At 64.9% G+C, this 18,515-nt stretch carries 17 protein-coding genes and 2 pseudogenes; 7 read left to right on the forward strand and 12 right to left on the reverse strand.

Annotation, left to right across the window (positions count from 1 at the left end):
- Nucleotides 1-301 precede the first annotated feature (301 nt).
- A pseudogene (locus EET10_RS31180) lies at nucleotides 302-793 on the forward strand (PPE family protein); the annotation flags it as partial.
- Nucleotides 794-947: 154 nt separating this feature from the next.
- Here EET10_RS31180 and EET10_RS31185 read toward each other — a convergent pair.
- Nucleotides 948-1,436: a site-specific integrase gene (locus EET10_RS31185; protein WP_122502847.1), complete on the reverse strand. Its 489-nt coding sequence runs from the start codon at nucleotides 1,434-1,436 to the stop codon at nucleotides 948-950.
- Here EET10_RS31185 and EET10_RS23565 point away from each other — a divergent pair.
- Nucleotides 1,317-1,979: pseudogene (locus tag EET10_RS23565) on the forward strand (IS630 family transposase); the annotation flags it as partial. The gene EET10_RS31185 and the pseudogene EET10_RS23565 sit on opposite strands and share 120 nt — an antisense overlap.
- 17 nt (nucleotides 1,980-1,996) lie before the next feature.
- On the opposite strand, the gene EET10_RS23570 reads toward EET10_RS23565, so the two are convergent.
- Complete coding sequence (locus tag EET10_RS23570) at nucleotides 1,997-2,362, reverse strand: hypothetical protein (protein WP_063466648.1); 366 nt, start codon at nucleotides 2,360-2,362, stop codon at nucleotides 1,997-1,999.
- Between the two features lie 297 nt (nucleotides 2,363-2,659).
- Between EET10_RS23570 and EET10_RS23575 the strand changes: the two genes are divergently transcribed.
- The 3 genes from EET10_RS23575 (at nucleotide 2,660) to EET10_RS23585 (ending at nucleotide 4,460) form a co-directional block, all read left to right on the forward strand.
- A complete protein-coding gene (locus EET10_RS23575) occupies nucleotides 2,660-3,301 on the forward strand; it encodes a hypothetical protein (RefSeq protein WP_246013682.1) in 642 nt (213 codons plus the stop codon).
- A gap of 38 nt (nucleotides 3,302-3,339) precedes the next feature.
- Nucleotides 3,340-3,849, forward strand: a complete 510-nt coding sequence (locus EET10_RS23580; protein ID WP_036405245.1) for a hypothetical protein — start codon at nucleotides 3,340-3,342, stop codon at nucleotides 3,847-3,849.
- 95 nt (nucleotides 3,850-3,944) lie between these two features.
- Nucleotides 3,945-4,460, forward strand: a complete 516-nt coding sequence (locus EET10_RS23585; protein WP_036405165.1) for an Rv2253/PknI dimerization domain-containing protein — start codon at nucleotides 3,945-3,947, stop codon at nucleotides 4,458-4,460.
- A gap of 24 nt (nucleotides 4,461-4,484) precedes the next feature.
- Here EET10_RS23585 and EET10_RS23590 read toward each other — a convergent pair whose 3' ends face one another.
- From EET10_RS23590 to EET10_RS23635, 10 genes are all read right to left on the reverse strand, one after another.
- A complete protein-coding gene (locus EET10_RS23590; protein ID WP_122502544.1) occupies nucleotides 4,485-6,188 on the reverse strand; it encodes an MCE family protein in 1,704 nt (567 codons plus the stop codon).
- Nucleotides 6,189-7,553, reverse strand: a complete 1,365-nt coding sequence (locus EET10_RS23595; RefSeq protein WP_099187695.1) for an MCE family protein — start codon at nucleotides 7,551-7,553, stop codon at nucleotides 6,189-6,191.
- Nucleotides 7,550-8,959, reverse strand: coding sequence for an MCE family protein (locus EET10_RS23600; protein ID WP_122502545.1), 1,410 nt, complete (start codon nucleotides 8,957-8,959; stop codon nucleotides 7,550-7,552). Before EET10_RS23600 ends, EET10_RS23595 begins: the two co-directional genes overlap by 4 nt.
- Nucleotides 8,959-10,080 carry an MCE family protein gene (locus EET10_RS23605; RefSeq protein ID WP_122502546.1) on the reverse strand — a complete coding sequence of 374 codons (1,122 nt, stop codon included), beginning with the start codon at nucleotides 10,078-10,080 and terminating at the stop codon, nucleotides 8,959-8,961. The genes EET10_RS23600 and EET10_RS23605 overlap by 1 nt, the downstream gene beginning before the upstream one ends.
- Nucleotides 10,077-11,117 carry an MCE family protein gene (locus tag EET10_RS23610; RefSeq protein ID WP_036405156.1) on the reverse strand — a complete coding sequence of 347 codons (1,041 nt, stop codon included), beginning with the start codon at nucleotides 11,115-11,117 and terminating at the stop codon, nucleotides 10,077-10,079. Before EET10_RS23610 ends, EET10_RS23605 begins: the two co-directional genes overlap by 4 nt.
- A complete protein-coding gene (locus EET10_RS23615) occupies nucleotides 11,114-12,391 on the reverse strand; it encodes an MCE family protein (RefSeq protein WP_081260379.1) in 1,278 nt (425 codons plus the stop codon). Before EET10_RS23615 ends, EET10_RS23610 begins: the two co-directional genes overlap by 4 nt.
- Nucleotides 12,392-12,403: 12 nt before the next feature.
- Nucleotides 12,404-13,249 carry an ABC transporter permease gene (locus EET10_RS23620; RefSeq protein WP_023367609.1) on the reverse strand — a complete coding sequence of 282 codons (846 nt, stop codon included), beginning with the start codon at nucleotides 13,247-13,249 and terminating at the stop codon, nucleotides 12,404-12,406.
- 27 nt (nucleotides 13,250-13,276) lie between these two features.
- Entirely contained in the window at nucleotides 13,277-14,083 is an 807-nt protein-coding gene (locus tag EET10_RS23625) for an MlaE family ABC transporter permease (RefSeq protein WP_036405154.1), read from the reverse strand.
- Nucleotides 14,084-14,420: 337 nt separating this feature from the next.
- Nucleotides 14,421-15,626: a CaiB/BaiF CoA transferase family protein gene (locus EET10_RS23630; protein ID WP_063466613.1), complete on the reverse strand. Its 1,206-nt coding sequence runs from the start codon at nucleotides 15,624-15,626 to the stop codon at nucleotides 14,421-14,423.
- On the reverse strand, nucleotides 15,623-17,170 hold the full coding sequence (locus tag EET10_RS23635; RefSeq protein ID WP_099187697.1) for an aldehyde dehydrogenase family protein: 1,548 nt from the start codon (nucleotides 17,168-17,170) through the stop codon (nucleotides 15,623-15,625). Before EET10_RS23635 ends, EET10_RS23630 begins: the two co-directional genes overlap by 4 nt.
- A gap of 261 nt (nucleotides 17,171-17,431) precedes the next feature.
- Between EET10_RS23635 and EET10_RS23640 the strand changes: the two genes are divergently transcribed.
- The gene (locus tag EET10_RS23640) at nucleotides 17,432-18,133 is read left to right on the forward strand and encodes an SDR family NAD(P)-dependent oxidoreductase (RefSeq protein WP_122502547.1); all 702 of its coding nucleotides are present in this window, start codon (nucleotides 17,432-17,434) and stop codon (nucleotides 18,131-18,133) included.
- A gap of 178 nt (nucleotides 18,134-18,311) precedes the next feature.
- Nucleotides 18,312-18,509 (forward strand): ferredoxin, encoded by a 198-nt coding sequence (locus EET10_RS23645; protein ID WP_036405149.1) that lies wholly within the window; start codon nucleotides 18,312-18,314, stop codon nucleotides 18,507-18,509.
- Nucleotides 18,510-18,515: the final 6 nt, after the last annotated feature.

The raw sequence follows: 18,515 nt of genomic DNA on the forward strand, positions 1-18,515 counted from the left end.
ATATCTACAATCGCCGAGGAGATGGTTTCTTTCGGCTCAATTGAAATCCCGGCTTAAGCGGCAATCTTGTGGCCGCTCAAGGAGTTCGCACCGACCGCTTGCAGTATTATTCGCGCCATTCGTATCGGCCTAACAGAAATCATGCCATCAGAATGAGTGCTCGCACTTTCGAAGTTCCACACCTGAACGCCCGATTTCTGAGGCGCTATATTATTGGCATAAATACTATTTAGCGCCGTCGAAGTGAAGCTCATTTGCCGCTTGGCGCCGGAGCGGCTGTACTGCTACCAGGGAATTAGAAATGTTCTTCGATTTTTTGTGGTTGCCACCGGAGATTAATTCAGCCCGAATATATTGCGGCGCGGGGTCGGGATCCTTGCATGCCGCGGTTATTGCATGGCGGCGACTGGCCCAGGATCTGCAGGAAACGGCGTCGTCGTTTCATTCGGTCATAGCTGGGTTGGCACGTCAACAATGGACCGGGCCGGCATCGTCGTCCATGGTCGCGGCGGCAGCCCCGTTGACGGGGTGGTTAACCGCGGCGGCCGAGCACGCCCAACTGTCGGCTGTCCAAACTCAGGGCGCCGCACACGCCTACGAGACAGCGTTTTCAGCAACTGTGCATCCCGCGGCGGTGACGGTGAATCGAACGTTGTTCGCAACGTTGGTGGCCACGAATTTCTTGGGCGACAATGCTGCGGCGATTGCGACTACTGAGAGCGTTTACGCCGAAATGTGGGCCCAGGATGCAGCCGCGATGGTGGACTACCACACCAAGGCAGCCACGCTGGCCTCGACTCTGACTCCGTTTAGTGCACCGCCGGCTGACCTGACGAACGCGGGCCACGCGGCGGTGTCTTCGTTGATGTCGATAGTCGAGCTGGGTATTTACCCGGTCAGCTTCATGACGTCGCCGTTGATGATGCTGATGTCAGGCGCACGCGGGGCTACCGCCGGATTGGGCACAGCCGGTCTGGGAGCCACCGGTTTGCCGTTGCCCGCAACGGCGAGCGTGGCTGCGGGCTGGCCAGGTGACCCAGCAGCCCACTGCGCTGGGACGCGGAAACCCGGCGGCCGGCCGGGCCTTTCGGCATCGGGTTGACCAAGGCAGGATCACGCATCGCCCGGAACGTGAACAGGCCGCTGATCGCGGCCAGCCGCCGGTTCACCGTCGCCGCCGCCAACCCATGGCACGAGGTGAGAAACCGCAGCAGCACAGCGGTATCCACCTCATCCAGCCGCAGATGTTGCTCCTCCAGCCACCGGCACAACGCGAGCAGGTCGAACGCGTAGGAGCGTCGAGTGCCCGGCGCGTAATGCCGGTCACCGAGATAGCCCAGATAGTCATTGACCAGCCGCAGGCCGACCGAGGACGGGCCAGTCAGCACCCAGCCGTCGTTACGCGCCTCGACACGGAACTCGCTCAGCGATGTCATGAGACACGTATCCCACACACACATCGAGCAGCCCGGGAACCACACCCACTACGGCGTGTCGGGCCCTGGAAGCAAACAGGATTAGCCGGTAAAGGAGACAAGCTTGTCGATGTCGTCGGTTTGTATCTCAACCCGCCGGACAAGGCGATCGTGTTGTGCATGGATGACAAGAGCCAGATTCAGGCTCTCGACCGTACCCAGGCGTCGGTGCCAATGATCCCCGGTCGAGCCGGAACGATGACCCATGACTACAAGCGCAACGGGACGACCACGTTGTTCGCGGCACTTGACGTATTGACCGGCACGGTGATCGGTCAATGCCTGCCTCATCACCGTCATACCGAGTTCCTGAAGTTTCTCAACACGATCGACCACGAGGTGCCCCAGGGCCTGCAGGTCCCTCTGATCCTGGATAACTACAGCACCCACAAGCACGCCGAGGTCGACCGGTGGCTCAACCGGCACAAGCGTTTTCACCTGCACTTCACGCCGACCTCATCGTCGTGGCTCAACCAGGTCGAGCGCTGGTTTCGGGATCTGACCGACACCACTAGACCCCTTTAGGTGTCGCCACGCACCCAGGTGGCGTGACCGTTCTGCGCCACGCAGACCAGGAACAGGCCGTCGGGCGCCTGGGCGACGTAGTACTCCGGGTACCTGGTGCAGTCGGAGTTTTCGTCCTTGATACCGGCCATCGGAGGTGATCGGAACCATCTGGGTTCGTATCGCCGCGGCGAACCGCAGAACATCAGCCGCCCCGGCTCGGTGGCGAACGAGACGTAGTAGTCGGCGGTGCCGAAGACGTAGTAGGTGGTGTTGTCGCAGGGGGCTCCGAGGACGACGTTCGGGGTGATTCCGGGTGTGCAGGCCGGGTAGTCGCACACCGTCGGGCCCGCGCCGGCGGGTGGTGCCGTCAATACCGTCATGCCGAGCAACGCGGCAATCGCTGCCACGAGTAAGCGCACGCTATTACTCTTGCACAATTGAGAAGAAAACTCTCCTGCCCGGAGAGGACACGAATCAACGTATTCGGGGGGCGGGCCCGTTCGGTGAGTGATCGATAATGTTGCTCTCGCTGAGAGCGTGGGCAGGAGGTGACAATGCCGTCGCGAGAGTCTCCGTCTGAGGCCCTCGAAGCCGACGGCCTATCGCCCACCCAGGCAGCGCAAGCCGTCGCCCTGGCCGAAGCGAGGGCACGCGCGGCTCGGGAACGCGCGAGACAGTTGAGCGAAAGAGCCGACGCGATAGCCGGCGGCCGGCAGCCGACGGCTGGCGCCGGGGCTGGGGACGCAGCCGTCGACCACGGAGCCGGTAAGACACGGCGCCGATTCCGCGTGCGGTGGCCGCGGCTTCGCCGTCCGGGACGCAAGGGCCTGGCCGCGATAGCCGCGGCGGTCATCAGCTGCGGGTCACTCGGCGCGAGCGGTTATCTGGTGTGGCACCACCACACCGTGGCGCACCAACAGCAGCGCGCCGCTGAGTTCGCGGCCGCGGCGCGCCACGGCGCCATCATCCTGATGTCGATCGACGCCAACAGGGCCAGGGAGGATGTGCAGCGCATCATCGACAACACCACCGGTGCGTTCAAAGGCGGGATGCTGATCGCCGCCGACGACCTGGTCCAGTCGGTCGAGCAATCGAGGGTCAGCACCAAGGTGACCGTGCAAGGCGTCGCCGTCCAGTCGATGACCGACGATTCCGCAGTGGTCCTGGTGGCGGCCAAAGCCGAGGTTGCCAATCCCGAGACCAATCCGGACCCCAATTCAGGGAAGGCCCAACTGCCGCCGCGGTCCTGGCGGATTGTCATGACGGTGCAACGAGACGGCGGTCAGCTCAAAGTGGCGAAGGTCGAAGCGCTGCCGTGACGGTCGACGACGGTCGACTGCCGCGCCGCCGATTCAGCATGGCAGGCCGCCGGATCCGCCGGTGCCTGACGCACTGGCGTCCAATTCTGTTAGGGCTGTTGGTCATTGCCACGACGGGCTTCGCCGCCGGATTCTTCTACTTCGGTTACCGTCCGGATCAACAGACCGACGACGCGGCGGCACGCGACGCGATCAGAGCGGCCTCCGACGGCACGGTGGCACTCCTGTCGTACTCGCCCGACAGCCTGAGCCGGGATTTCGACAATGCGAGATGGCGGCTCACCGACGACTACCAGGCCTACTACGAACGGTTCACCGAGCAGATCGTGGCGCCGGCGGCACAGCGGGGCCAAATCACCACCAACGCCCGCGTCATTCGAGCCGCCGCCGCGGAATTGCATCCGGATTCGGCTGTCGTACTTGTGTTTATCAGTCTGAAGACCACCAGCAAGGACAAGCCAGAACCGGTGAAAACCACCAGTAGCGTGCGAGTAACTCTGAGCAAGGTCAACGGATCCTGGCTCATCGCCAAGCTCGACTCGCTGTGATGGTCGCGGCTTTGCAGCAAAGCCCTCGCCCACCCGGTGGCGCCGGTGTTACTGTCTCAAGTGGGAAGTGACGCCAGCGCGTCGAGGAGCACGTGATGCGGTCAATGGGCACTGTCGCAAGCGCAATAACGGTGGCTGCCATGGTGATTGGCGGCTCGAGCACAGCACCGCCGGCCCGGGCCTCCACCGATGGCCCTGCCATCAACGGAACCTACCGCGCCACGTCCGTCGGTGAATGGGCCAAGACGAATCAATCGTTTCATGACGAACCGACCGTCAGCAGCACCTGGACTGTGTCGTCCAGTTGTGCCACCGCACAGGACTGCACCGGCCACGTCACGAGTGACCAGGGTTGGAGTGCACCGCTTTACATGCATGACGGCGTGATGTGGACCGTCAAACACGAGGTGCCGAACTGGGAAACGTGCCCCGACGGCACCTCGTTCACCGGGGTACAGACATTCACCTTCTATCCGGCGGGCCCGGACGGCACCGTCCAGACCGGGTCGCCGACACTTGCCGGCAAGGACCAGACCGTCGGGCCCAGCGGCGCATGCGGTGTCAACAAGTGGCTCGTCGTCATGATGCCGTTCCGGCTCGACAGGATCTGAAACGGGCGCCGGCCGCTACCCGGGTTAGGCCGCCAAGAGCATGTCTTTCCAGGTCTTGGGCGCCTTGACCAGGTCTGCTTGCCGATACAGCTGACCGTCCGGACCGAGGTAGCGACCGGTGCGAGGGTCGTACTGTGCCACCGCCAAACCCGGGCTCACTCGAGAACCATTGTGGTCGAAGGCACTTGGTGCGGCTTGCGGCCCGCCAACCGGCGCCGGGGGGGCGCCGTCCGGAACGTCCATCGGCGCGATGGGCGTCAGTTCCACCGGCACCGGCGGTTGCAAGTTGGCCGGCGGCGGTACCGACGACCCCGGCGGTATCGGTGGTTGACCCAGCGGCACCGGCGAGTTCGGCGGTCCCGGCGGCGTTCCCCGCGGTCCGGGCGATCCCGGTGGCAGTGCGGTGCCCTCCACCGGTCCGAAAATCCGATCCCGGTAGAAGTTGACCCGGTCATCGGGCGGGATGCCCTGCGCGAGCAGGTTCGGGTCCAGCGGATAGGTGCCGAAGACGTGTTGGCGCATCGCCAGTGGCTCGAAAAGCCGGTCGCTGTCGCAGATCTCGACCGTCGGCGCCCGCTTGCCCGGGTGCTCGATGCAGGGGTAGTTCCGGGCGCCGCGAACCGAGATCGGTGAGTCCTGCGGCAGCTTGCAGTACAGCCCGTCCGGGGTGTCGATCGTCGTGGTGTCGGCCGGCGAGCGCCATTGGCTGGGCGGTAGGAATCCGACCGTGCAGCCGGGCGGATCGTCGACCAGAGCCGCGAAGTCGCCCTGGGCGTAGCCCGTCGGGTTCTTGGTGCCGACGAACGATTGAATCGCGGCAACGAACGGCGGCAGCAACACCAGTACCTGCTCGAGTGACGCGTGGTAGGTGACTGCGATCTGGCCGACCGTGGTCAGGTTGGCCAGTAGCACCGGCAACGTCGGTCTTATCTGCTCGAGCAGTCGAGACGCCTCGTCGAATGCGCCGGGGCCTTGCTCCAGCAGGGTGCGGACCTGCGGATCGTTGGTTACCAGTTGGCCGGTGACGCCGGCAAGGCTACGCGCCCACAGCCGGATCGCGTCGGTGGTTTGCGCTTGCGAGTCCAGAACCGGCCCGGTGTCCTCGGTGAGGTTTCGAGCCCGATCGGCGACACCGTTGAGGTCACCGGAAACCTTTGCCGCCGAGTCGAACAACGATCCGAAATCGTAGCCCGCCCCGTTGAATCCCTTGAATGCCTCGTCGAGCAACGCCACCAGCTTGCCCTTGGGAATGCTGTCGATCAGCGCACTGGTCTGGTCGAGCACGGGCCCGATCGGCTGCGGGATGGTGGCCTGGCTCATCGGGATCACCGAGCCGTTGTGCAGGTACGGCGGCGAGTTGGTGCGCGGCCGTAGATCCACGTACTGTTCACCGACCGCTGAGATGCTGCGCACGTCGGCTTGCAGGTCCGCCGGGATCTTCGGCGAAGAACCAAGCGACAGTGTCGCATTCGTGCACGGACTGCGTTTGGGGTCGCTGCAGTGCGACGTCAGCCCCACCGCGGTCACCTTGCCGACCTGCACCCCGCGGTAGGTCACGTTGCTGAAGCGGTAGAGGCCGCCGGTCGCGGGCACTTCCAGGGTGACCGTTATCCGCCCGATGCCGAGCAGCGTCGGCGCCTGGATGTACATCAACACCATCACGGCCACCCCGACGATGCCCACGATCGTGAAAATCGCCAGCTGGATACGGACGAAGCGGGTCAGCATTCACGAGCCCCCATCCGGTGGCTGGGTCGCGGTCGGCGGCGTGCCCGGCACCTGCGGGCCGAATTCGGGTGTCGCCGGGCCGAGTTGTGGCCGCGGTGGTGGCGGCACCGGCGGCGGCGCGCCCGGCGGCGGCAGCGGCAGCGGCACGAAGGTCGCGGGTCCCGGCGCCGCCGTCGGCGTCAGCGGAGCACCGACCGGCGGCGCCACCGGCCCAGGAGCGGATGGATTCCGCGGGTCGGGCGTGTACTGGTACTGCAGGTACTGCGGGTCTCCGGGTGCGGGCACCAGCTCCGCGCCCAGCCGTCCCCAGTGGGTCCCCAGCAACAGGCCCTTGCGCAGCCGGGCATTCGTCAGGTCGAGGACGAAGAATCCGTTGACGAAATCACCGCGGATGGCTCGGTCGATGAGGTTCTGGGTGAACGGGTACGTCGGCGCGTAGGCCAGCGCTGCGTCGAGTTCCGGCCCGACGTCGGCGAGCGCACTGATGGTCGGCTCGAGGTTTTTCAGATTGGTGACCAGGTCGCTGCCCGCATCGTTGACCAGCCTGGTGGCGGTGTCGCTGAACACCCTGAGTCTGTCCAACGCGGCCGTGATCCGCGGCCGCTCGCGGATCAGGACGTCCAAGGCGGGCGGCACCTTGTAGAGCGCCTGGGTGATGATGTCGCGCTGGCTGGCGAACGTGCCGGCAAGCCGGTTCAGTGCCTGGATCGACGCGACGATGTTGCCACGCTGTTGGTCGAGTGTTCCCACGAACCGGTCGAGGCGATCGATCAGGTCGCGAACATCGGCTGCCCGGCCGGACAAGGCCGCGTTGAAATTGTGCACGATGTCGCCGATTTGGGTGAAGCCGCCCGAGTTGATGACAACCGACAACGACGACAACGTCTGTTCCGTCGACGGGTACGTCGACGACTTGTCCAGCGGGACGGTGGCGCAGGGCGGCTGGGCGAGGTGGAGCCGGGCGCATTCGGCTGCCGGTTGCAACGTCCCTTCACCCTGTTTTCCGGGCGGCGGATTGAGCTCCAGGTGCATCGAACCCAGGAGACTCGTCTGACCGACACTGGCAATCACGTTGCCGGGTATCACCACACCGTGCTTCACCGAGATCTCGACGTCGGCGTGCCAGCCGGTCACGCGCATCCTGCCGATGCTGCCGACCACGACGTCGTTGACCATCACCGGCGAATTCGACTCCATGGTGCCGACATTGGCGATCTCGACGTGGTAGATGTCGGCGCCCGCGCCCCGTCCCACCGCGCCGGGCAGCGGCAACGAGTTCAGGCCGTTGAATGCACATCCGGTCGCACTCAGCATGACGGCCGCGCCGAGGACCAGCAGCCGGCGGGCCAACACCCGGGCAGTCACGGCTGCGTTCCTTCGGCGGGGAGCAGACCGGGTATCGGTGCCGGCGACGGCGGTGGTGACTCGCCCGGGCGGGTGGGTGCCGGCGGCTCAGGCATTGCGGCACCCGGTATCCGTGCCGGTGGCCCCGGCGGCGGCGGATGGTCCGGCGTATCGCCGGGCAGTCCGGTATACGCCGACACTGCCGGTGGCAGCACGGGCGGTCCGGGCTTGGGGCCCTCACCGCCGGGCGCCAGCCGCGGCTCGGTGTAGACGATGTTCTGCGGGTCCGCTGACGACGCCAGGATCGGGTTGATCGGAATAGGGAGATAGTTCCAGTTGAAGAGCAACAGCGGGTTGAACACTCGCAGTGCCGGACTCAGATACAGGCCGCACAGCTTGCCGGATTCGACGGCGGTGACGTTCTCGATGGCCCCGAGTTGCGAGCAGTAGAGGTTCACCGAATTAGCCGTGTTGTTGACCGTAAACGCGCCGCGGATTGCCCCCATGTCGGGTTCGTAGTCGTTGTAGGCGTTGGCGAGCGCATTCGGCGTGACGTGCAGGATATTCTTCAGAGCCATCTTGTTGTCGACCAGGATCTGGGTCAGGTCGGCCAATCGCGCGATCTGCTCCGAGGTCGGGTCACGGGTTTGCGCGATGAACCGTTGCACCTCGCCGACAGCGCCGGCCAAATCGGTGAGCGCGGCGTCCAAATCAGATTTATTGTCGTCGAGCACGCTGGTGAGTGTGGCCAGCTGGTTGTTGAACACCACAAGCTGTTGGTTGCTGTCGCGAAGCACCTTGACGAAGGTCTGCAGATTCTTGACGATGTCGACGATGTTGCCGCTGCCGTCGGCCAAAACTCGCCCCACCCCGGACAGTTCGGCCAGCGTCTGCCTCAGCTTGTCGCCGTTGCCGCCGAGCGCGTTGGCGGCGCTGTCGATGAAGCGCGCCACCGAGGGTGTGGAGACTTTGCTGTTGGGCCCCAATTCCGTTGCCAACCGCATTAATTGGTCCTTGACCTCGTCCCACTCGACGGGTATCGCGGTCCGGTCGACCGGTATCACCGCGCCGTCGGACATGGTGGGACCGCTGGACCGATAGGCCGGGCTGAGTTGGACATAGCGGGCGGCCACCAGGTTCTGGGCGACGATCACCGCCTTGGCATCAGCCGGAATGGGGACGTCGTGATCGACGTGCATGACCATCTTGGCCGTGGTCCCCTCCGGACGGATGGCGGTGATCGTGCCGACCTTGACACCCGAGACCCGCACGTCGTCTCCCGGGTAGATCGCGGTGGTCTTGGTGAAGTAGGCGGTGATCGTCATCGGGCGGAAGAACGTATTGCGAACGGCCACTGCGGCGCCGACGACGACCAGCGCTACCAACGTGATCGCCAGCCCGGCCCGAAGCATGGTGCGGGTAATCATCACGACCCTCCGGGGAAGGGCGGAAGTCCGGGCACCCGGCAGTCGGCGCACGGTGGAATGGCGTTGGAGGGGAACGGGATCAGCGCTCGCGGACCGGCGGTGTCCGGTGGTTGACCGGGCGCTCCGTAGGCTCGGAAGCCGAAGAAATAGTCGAAGAACGGCTGAAAGATCTCCATTACCAAGAAGTTCGGCACGAACGCGGTGTAGTAGAACCCGTTGGAGATGGCCTCGCCCTGGGTGAGCTGATACTTGGCCAGGCCCGGCAGCGCCTGCGAGAGATTGTCGCGGTTCTTCTCCAGCATGGCGGTCACCGAATTCAGCCTGGCCAACGTCGGCGCCAGCTTGCTTTCGTTGTCGTGCACCAATCCGGTCAGCTGTTTGGCCACCGCGGAGGTGTTGGCCAGCAGTTGGACAATCTCTTGCCGCCGGGCCACCAGGACGGACAGCAGGCTGTTGGCATCGAGGATCAGCGTGTTCACCTGCGCGCTGCGTTGCGAAAGGATCTTGGTGACATCGGCGGCGCCGTGTAAGAGGTCGCGCAGTGATTTGTTGCGGCCGTTGAGGGTTTGCGACAGCCTGCTCACCCCGTCGAAGGCCGGGCCCAATTGCGGGGCGATCTGGTCGAGCGTTGTCGAGAGCGTGTCCAGCGACTGGTTGAGCGTATCGGTGTTGGTGTCGGCGACATCGGTCGTGAGATCGCTGAGGGCTTCGCTCAACGAGTACGGCGAGGATGTGCGTGAAATCGGTATCACATCCATGGGATGCAGCGTGCCGCTGCCCGCCGACTCCAGCGTCAGCACCCGCTGGCCCAGCAGCGACCCGGTCCTGATGTGTGCGGTGGTGTCCGACCCGAGGAGCACCGACCCCTTGATGGTGAACGTCACCAAGGCATCGCCGTTGTGCAAGGCCACATCCGAGACCGAGCCGACCTTCATACCCGACACCGTCACGTCGTTGCCCTGGGCCAGGCCACCGGCCTCGGAGAACACCGCCTGGTATCGGACGGCGGTGCCCCGCTGGAGCAGTTGCTCGGGCGACAGTCCGACCGCGATGACCATGATCACCAGCACGGTCCCGATGAATCCGGCCCGAACGAGACCGGCGCCGCGGTACTTGTTCATCGGTCTCCCTCGTCGGGCTCCGCGCACCGCCCGCCTTCCTGGCGGTAGATGGGCGATACCACGGTCCGGTACTGCAGGTCGGAGACCCGAAGGCTCAGCTCGCACAGGTAGTACGGAATCCAGGCGCCGTAGGAGCCCAGCCGCACCAGCTTGCGGTAGTTCTTGGGCAGCTTCTGCAACGAAACGTCGATTTGGCCCTTGTTGTCGTCGAGCAGCGGCGCCAACCGGTTGAGCTGATCCACCGTGCCGGCCAGCGGTGGCCGGGCTCGGGTAAGCAGATCGGCGATCGACGCGGTTCCCTGATCCAGGGCGTCGATCGCGGTGCCGACCGTATTGCGATCGTCGGAAAACGCGCTGACGAGCCGCTGCAGCCGATCCAGCGCCGTGGAGAATTTGTCGCCGTCCTTGTCCAGCGTGGCGACCACCGTGTTGAGGTTGTCGATCAATTGCTGGACGGTTTCGTTGTTGTCGGCCAACGTATTCGAGAACGACGACGTTTTCGACAGCAACGACTGCAGGGTGCCGCCCTCGCCCTGGAAAACCTGCACCAGCGACGCGGTGAGCGCGTTGACGTCTTGCGGATTCAGGCCCTGGATAACCGGTTTCAGGCCACCCAGTAACAGGTCGAGGTCGAGCGCGGGCGCCGTCCGGTCGAGCGGGATCTCACCGCCGGCCGGCAGCACCTTGGTGGATCCGGGACCGTCGACGAGTTCGAGATAGCGGTCACCGACCAGGTTGAGGTAGCGGACGACGGCCCGGGTACCGGCGGTGAGCACGACGCTGCGATCGGCGTCGAACTTCACCCGCACCCTTTTGTCGGGCAGCAGTGTGACGCTGTTGACGGTGCCCACCCGGATGCCAGCGACGCGCACCGTCTGTCCGGCCTTGAGTCGCGAGACATCGTTGAAGACAGCGGAATAACCATTCGTCGAACCGGTTCGGTACTGGCCGAAAATGAAGAACAGGAACACCGTGAGCACCGTCATGATCAGGGCGAAGATGCCGAACTTGATGATCATCGGGCGTGAGCTGCTCATCCGGGCTGCCCGATCTGCATCGTGTTGCGCGGCGGCCCGTCGAGTGGCCCGTACAGCAGCTGTTTGAGGGCGTCCGAATTCAGCAGCAGGTGCGGGTTTCCGTACTGCCAGGGGTTGGCGCCGACGTCGGCGACCACGAACGGCGGAGCGACGTCGAAGGGCACGACAGGAAGCTCCCAGCACTGCGGGCCACCGGTCGCGGCCACCTTGGGCAAGTTGACCGGATAGCGGTATCGTTCGGCCCCCCACTCGAATCCGACCAACACCAACACGCCGGGGGTGGGCAGCGGCGGCGCGTGCAGATTCACCAACGACCCGGCCAGACCGCAATACAGCGCTTGGTGGTATTCGTTGGTCAGATTGGTGGTCGGCACCAGCAGATGCAGGACATCGGTGAGCGCTTGTCGGTTGCCGCCTATCACTTCGTTGCCCATGTCGGCCAGACCGATCGAGCTGATCAAGAAGGCGTCCAGGTTTCGTTGCTCGTCGACAATCGTCTTGCTGATCCGGATGGCGTTGTCGGCCGTGGTGACCAGATCTTGCGAGGCGTCGGCATAGGCGTTGCTGACCGCGGGCAGGGCCTCGAGGTCGTGGCGCAGCGCGGGAAGGCTCGGGTCCTGGGTGGCCAGGAAGTGATCGAGATCGGAGAGCATCTGGCCGATCTCGTGGCCGCGGCTGTTCACCGCCGACGCGATGGCGCCGAGGGTCTCGTTCAGTTTGGCGGGATCGATGGAGTTCAGCACCGAGGTGAGTTGCTGGAATACCGTGTTGATTTCGACGGTGACGTGCTGGCCTTCGAGCACGTCACCGGCGTGCAGCGGCTGCGGCGACGGATTATCGGGCGGCACCAGCTCGACGAACTTCGCGCCGAAGACGGTCGTCGACGCGATGTCGACGAGCACGTTGGACGGAATGAGATGCATCTGCGACGGTTGCATGGCCAGGTGCAGGACCGCTTTGCCGTCCGGCCGGGATTCGATCGAGGCGACCTTGCCCACCTCCACCCCGCGCATCTTCACTGTGGCGTCGGGGTTCATCACCAGGCCGGCTCGCGGCGAAACCACGGTCACCGCCACGCTGTCGGTGAAAGAGCCCTGGAACAAACCCACCGCGACGGCGGCGATGCCGGCGACCACGACGACGGTTGCCAAACCCGCCAAGGGGCGGATGTAGGACCGCACACCGAAGTGCCGGCCGGGTGATGCCCCGACGGGTCTTGCGGCGCTGGCGGTTTCCGAACGGTGAATGGGGCCCGGCCCGAGGTTCTTCGTCACTGTCGTTTTCCTCTAGCCCGACAAGTGGAAGTTGCCGTTGGAGCCGTAAATGGACAGCGACACCAGCAGTGTCACCGAGACGACCACGACCAGCGAGGTGCGCACCGCATTACCGGTCGCCACGCCCACACCGGCCGGTCCGCCGGAGGCGAAATAACCGAAATAGGTATGGATCAACAAGATGGTCAGTGCCATCAGCACCGCCTGCAGGAACGACCACAACAGGTCGATCGGATTCAGGAACGTCGTGAAGTAGTGCTGATAGAGGCCACCCGATTGGCCGAACAGGACCACGGTGACAAATTGGCTGGCGAGGAACGACAGGATCACGGCGATGGAATACAGCGGGGTGATCGCGAGCATCCCGGCGACAATCCTGGTGCTGACCAGATAGGAAATCGGCCGGATCGCCATCGATTCCAGCGCATCGATCTCCTCGTTGATCCGCATCGCGCCCAGCTGTGCGGTCACGCCCGCGCCGAAGGTGGCTGCCAGCCCGATTCCCGCCACCACCGGCGCCGAAATGCGAACGTTGATGAAAGCCGCCAGAAATCCGGTCAGCGCTTCGATGCCGATGTTGCCCAACGAGCTGTACCCCTGGACCGCCAGCGTGCCTCCCGCGGCCAGCGTCAAGAAACCGACGATCACCAGGGTTCCGCCGATCATCGCCAAAGTTCCTGCACCCATGCTGATTTCGGCGACCAGACGAACGATTTCCCGCCGGTAGTGGGTGGCCGCGAACGGAGCGCCGGCCAGCGCCTTGCCATAGAACAACGTGTGATCGCCGATGCGGCTCAACGTGCCGACCGGCTTCTGGAGTTGTCGCGTCAGTCGCGGATAGGCTGCTCGCAGTGTCACAGCGCGTCCCTAGGCCTCCCCTTGCGTTTATTTGGTTGACATGCGGATGCCGATCGCGGTGACAACCACGTTCACGACGAACAACGACATGAACGCGTACACCACGGTCTCGTTGACGGCGTTTCCGACGGCCTTGGCGCCCCCGCCGGATACCGTCAGCCCCCGGTAGCACGCAACGAGACCGGCGATCAGGCCGAAAAGCGCTGCCTTGACACAGGAAATGATCACCTCGGGCACCCCGGTCAACAAGGTGATGCCCGCGGCGAACGCACCGGGGTTGACGTCCTGGACGAACACCGAAAAGACATAGCCGCCCAGGATGCCGATGATGACGACCAGACTGTTCAACAACAGCGCGACCAAGCCCGAGGCCAGCATGCGGGGGGTCACCAAGCGCTGCACCGGGTTGATACCCAGTACCTCCATCGCGTCGATTTCCTCACGGATCGTTCGCGAACCAAGGTCTGCGCACATCGCCGTCGCGCCCGCGCCGGCGACGATCAACACGGTCACCAACGGGCCGACTTGGGTGACCGCACCGAAAGCGGCCCCCGCACCGGACAAGTCCGCCGCGCCCAGTTCGCGCAACAAAATGTTGAGGGTGAAGCTGACCAGGACGGTGAATGGGATGGCCACCAACAACGTCGGCGCCATCGAGACGCGCGCGACGAACCACGACTGCTCCAGGAATTCCCGCCACTGGAAGGGCCGGCGGAACACGAATTTGATGGCGTCCGCCGACATCGCGAAGAGCCCCCCGACAGCCTGCATGGGTTTGGCCCCACGCCCCAACGTGATGCCCGGTGACCAGCGGTCCGCCCCCCTACCGGCCATGGGCCCCGTGCCTTCCGGTGGCCATGTGACCAATATGGCTGCGCGCCAAGCTGATCCGGGCCGCGGAAACCATCGCCCGCTCCACTAACGGCACTGGCGCTCCGTGACTAGTGGCTACCGCCCTCACGCCAGCCCTCCGTTTCGTTGCGTGAGTTGGCGCTTGCAAGCAATGCTGGCCCGGCCCAGCCCCCACCTCTTGCAGCTTTCGGCGATTATGACTCATGCCGCGCCCACGTGTAACGGGAAACCCGCAACCGTTATCGGGCCGGGCGGATGGGCTGCGACGGCTTCGGCAACGGGGGCATTCGGGACCGCCGGCTCGGGGCTCATGTGGGTCTCAGGTGACGGCGCCGGCCGTCTTGAGTTCGATGATGCGATCCCAGTCCAGTCCGAGTTCCAAGAGGATCTCGTCGGTCTGCTCGGCGAATCCGGGTGCCGGCCCGGTATGGGGCGCGGTGACGTCGAATTGCACCGGGTTGGCCACCAGCTCGAGTTGGCCCGCACGCACCAGATATTCGTTCGCCCGGATTTGCGCGTCGTCGGCCGCTTGCAGGGTGTCCTGCACCGGCGCCCATGGTCCCGCGAGCGTCGCAAAGCGTTCGCTCCACTCGGCAAGCGTGCGTGCTGCGATCACTTTGGTCAAGATCTCGACGGCATCTGCCGTATTGGCGGCAATGGTCTCGACGGTCGCGAAGCGTGGATCGTCGGCCAATTCGGGCCGGTCGATGTGCCGGCACACGTCGGCCCAGAACTTGGTGGGCTGCATCATCACGAATGAGATGTAGCGGCCATCGGACGTCGGATACAGCCCCACCAGAGGGTTGTTGGGCGCACCGTGCACGCCGGGCGGCGGGGCTTGCATCCGCTGACCCAAATGCCTTGTCAAGGCCACGGTGTGGCCCAGCGACCACAATCCACTGCCCAGCAACGACACGTCGACGACGGACGGCTCACCGGTGCGCTCCCGCTTGAGCAATGCCGCCGCGATGCCACCGGCGAGGTTGGTGCCGGAGATGGTGTCGCCATAGGCCGGCCCGGGCGGATTGATCATGCCCGCATAGCCCATCGGAGTGATAGTGGCAGCGGTTCCCGCCCGGCACCAGAAGGCGGTCATGTCGTAGCCGCCTTTGGTAGCTTCCTCGCCGCGGGGGCCGAGCGCGCTGCCGCGGGCGTAGATGATCGACGGGTTCACCGCCCGGATGTCGTCGACGTCGATGCCGAATTTCTGTCGTGCGTCGGGCAGGAAACTGGTCAGGAACACATCGGAGCGGCGGGCCAGCTCGTAGAGCACTTCTTTGCCTTCCGGCACCGACATGTCCAGGCCGATGCTGCGTTTCCCGCGGTTGGCGTGTTCGATGTTGGGGTTCGGGTCGCCCTCCACCCGCAGCATGCCGGTCTGACGGAGTCCGCGCTGCGGGTCGCCGGTCACCGCATGCTCTACTTTGATGACGTCGGCGCCCCATTCGGCCAGCACGGCGCCGGCCGACGGGACGAAGCCGTACATGGCGACTTCCAGGACGCGGATGCCTTCAAGGGGTTTCATGCGCGGGCCCCGTGCGCCGACGCCGCGATCACTGGAACCGCAAAAGTCTTGCGTTCCAAGAACTCTTCAAGTCCGGCGACTCCCATCTCGCGACCGACGCCCGACTGCTTGAAACCGCCGAATGGGCTGTCGGCGCCGAAGTAGTTGCCGCCGTTGATGGAAAACGAACCGGTGCGGATGCGGCGCGCGACCGCCAGCGCCCGGTCCTGGTCGCGACTGAACACCGCGCCGGCCAAGCCGTAGATCGAGTTGTTGGCGATCCGGACGGCGTGATCATCATCGTCGTACCCGATCACGACGAGCACCGGACCGAACACCTCCTCCTGGGCGATCTCGCTGTCCGGGTCGACGTTGATGAGCAGGGTGGGCGCATAGAAGTAGCCGGGATCCAGTCGCTTGCCCCCGGTGACCAGGGTCGCCCCGGCCGCGACGGCCCGTTGCACCATGCCGTCGACCTTGTCCCGCTGGCGTTCGTTGATCAGCGGGCCCATGTAGGTCTTCGGGTCGGCCGGGTCGCCGTGGCGGACCTTGGCGAAGTTCTGCGCGATGAGTTCGACGATTTCGTCGTGATGCTTATTGGGTACCAGCAGCCGCGACGTGAGTGCGCAGCCCTGACCGGCGTGGGTGACCATGCTGAACGCCGCGAACATGGCCGCGCCGGCGAAGTCGGCGTCGTCGAGCATGATCACCGCGGACTTGCCGCCCAATTCCAGGAACACCCGTTTGACCGTCCCACTGGCCGCCGCCATGATCCGCCGGCCGACCGCGGTGGATCCGGTGAAGGTGACCACGTCGACGTCGGGACTGGTGGTCAGCGCCTCGCCGACGACGGCATCCGACGAACTCAGCACGTTGACGACCCCGGGCGGAATATCGGTGTGGTTGGCGATCAGCTCACCCAGCGCCAGCGTGATCAGCGGGGTGTCCGGTGCGGCCTTGAGCACCACGGTGCAGCCTGCGGCCAGGGCCGGAGCCAGCTTGGCCAGCGCGAGCTGGTTGGGATAGTTGTAGGCGATGATCGCCGCGACCACACCAGCGGCTTCCTTCTCCACCCAGCGGTGATGGCGCATCCCCCGTGATTCCCGCTCGCCGAGGTCCTCGGAGAACTGGTAGCCGGGCAGCAGGTCGGCGTAATAGCGCACGATGCCGATCGGCTCGTCGAGTTGCGCTCCGCGGGTCAGGGCATGGGTGGCGCCGACTTCGGCGATCGTGAGCTCTCGCAATTCCTCGGCATGGTCGAGTAGTGCCCGATGGAGTTGGTCCAGACACCGGGTGCGCAACTCGACGTCGGTCGGCCAGGTGGTGGTGTCGAAGGCACACCGGGCCGCCGCGACCGCCGCCCGGGCTTCCGCCGCCCCGGCGTCGGGTGCATATCCCAGGATCGCGGCCGTGGCGGGGTTGACGGACGGAAATGTCGTATCGGTGGCGACCAGTCGGCCGTCGATCAATAGTCGCCGGTCGGCCCGTGACTGACTCGGGGCGCCGGCCAGCCCGCCGGCTGTTGGACCCTCCGCGATGGTTCCCGCCGTCTGCTGCGTTGGCATTGCGGCCCCCTCGGTGTGCTGACGGTCACGGTAATTTCATTCTCATCCTTTGCGAATCTTACATTCGCCGTATGAGAGTTCAAGAATGCCCCGTCATCGAACCGACCTGCCATGGTGCTAAGCAATCGCTCAGCGGCATCTCAATTGGGGCGTTCAGCGCAGGCAGGACGCCCATTGCCGCCGCCTTGCGGGCCGCTCGGCGGCGAGAGTAGGGTTCTCATAATTGTAAGGGAGATTCTTTATGGTTGAGAGGTTGTGGGCATGAAGACCGCCGTCGTCACCGGCGGCGCATTGGGCATCGGGCTGGCGATCGCCCGTCGGCTGCGATCCGACGGTATCGATGTCGCCACCATCGACCGTCAGCAGTTCGACACCGAGCTCGCCTACACGGCCGACGTCACGGATCGCCCGCAGGTCGACGCTGCCCTGGCGGCGATCCGCGACCGGCTGGGGCCGGTCACGATCTTGGTCAATGCCGCGGGCCTGGACGGGTTCAAGCGGTTCGCCAACATCACCTTCGAGGACTGGCAGCGGGTGATCGACGTCAACCTCAACGGGGTCTTCCACACCATTCAGGCGGTGCTGCCCGACATGGTGGCAGCCGGGTGGGGACGGATCGTCAACATCTCGTCGTCGAGCACCCATTCGGGCACTCCCTATATGGCGCACTACGTGGCGGCCAAATCGGCGGTCAACGGGCTGACCAAATCACTGGCGCTCGAATACGGGCCCAGCGGCATCACCGTCAACGCCATCCCGCCCGGGTTCATCGACACCCCGATGCTGCGCAAGGCCGCCGAGCAAGGGTTTCTCGGCGACATCGAGGAGAGCATCGCGCGCACCCCGGTGCGCCGGATGGGCCAGCCCGAAGACATCGCTGCGGCCTGCGCATTTCTGGTGTCCGAGGAAGCCGGCTACATCACAGGCCAGATTCTGGGTGTCAACGGCGGCCGGAACACCTGAGCCGGGAAGGAACGGGAAGGAACGGGAAGGAACGGGAAGGAACGGGAAGGAACGGGAAGGAACGGGAAGGAACGGGAAGGAACGGGAAGGAACGGGAAGGAACGGGAAGGAACGGGAAGGAACGGGAAGGAACGGGAAGGAACGGGAAGGAACGGGAAGGAACGGGAAGGAAGAAGTCGTGAAGGTTTGGGTTGATCCCGAACGCTGCCAGGGCCATACCCTGTGCTCCATGATCGCTCCGGATTCATTCCAGCTCAGTGACATCGACGGGACCTCGTCGGCGGTCAACGAAGTGGTTCCGGCCGACCAGCAGGACCGGGTGCGTGAAGCCGCGCAGTCCTGCCCCGAGCAGGCCATCGTCATCGCCGACGAGTAAAGGGAG

The sequence above is a fragment of the Mycobacterium pseudokansasii genome (genome assembly GCF_900566075.1).
GTDB classification, from domain to species: domain Bacteria; phylum Actinomycetota; class Actinomycetes; order Mycobacteriales; family Mycobacteriaceae; genus Mycobacterium; species Mycobacterium pseudokansasii.

Excerpts from the sequence above, each read along its gene's own strand:
- EET10_RS23640 (WP_122502547.1), top strand. The coding sequence starts at position 17,432 with ATGAAGACCGCCGTCGTCACCGGCGGCGCATTGGGCATCGGGCTGGCG.
- EET10_RS23610 (WP_036405156.1), bottom strand. The coding sequence starts at position 11,117 with ATGAGCAGCTCACGCCCGATGATCATCAAGTTCGGCATCTTCGCCCTG.
- EET10_RS23635 (WP_099187697.1), bottom strand. The coding sequence starts at position 17,170 with ATGCCAACGCAGCAGACGGCGGGAACCATCGCGGAGGGTCCAACAGCC.
- EET10_RS23585 (WP_036405165.1), top strand. The coding sequence starts at position 3,945 with ATGCGGTCAATGGGCACTGTCGCAAGCGCAATAACGGTGGCTGCCATG.
- EET10_RS23625 (WP_036405154.1), bottom strand. The coding sequence starts at position 14,083 with ATGGCCGGTAGGGGGGCGGACCGCTGGTCACCGGGCATCACGTTGGGG.
- EET10_RS23590 (WP_122502544.1), bottom strand. The coding sequence starts at position 6,188 with ATGCTGACCCGCTTCGTCCGTATCCAGCTGGCGATTTTCACGATCGTG.
- EET10_RS23600 (WP_122502545.1), bottom strand. The coding sequence starts at position 8,959 with ATGATTACCCGCACCATGCTTCGGGCCGGGCTGGCGATCACGTTGGTA.
- EET10_RS23630 (WP_063466613.1), bottom strand. The coding sequence starts at position 15,626 with ATGAAACCCCTTGAAGGCATCCGCGTCCTGGAAGTCGCCATGTACGGC.
- EET10_RS31185 (WP_122502847.1), bottom strand. The coding sequence starts at position 1,436 with ATGACATCGCTGAGCGAGTTCCGTGTCGAGGCGCGTAACGACGGCTGG.
- EET10_RS23605 (WP_122502546.1), bottom strand. The coding sequence starts at position 10,080 with ATGAACAAGTACCGCGGCGCCGGTCTCGTTCGGGCCGGATTCATCGGG.
- EET10_RS23580 (WP_036405245.1), top strand. The coding sequence starts at position 3,340 with ATGGCAGGCCGCCGGATCCGCCGGTGCCTGACGCACTGGCGTCCAATT.
- EET10_RS23570 (WP_063466648.1), bottom strand. The coding sequence starts at position 2,362 with ATGACGGTATTGACGGCACCACCCGCCGGCGCGGGCCCGACGGTGTGC.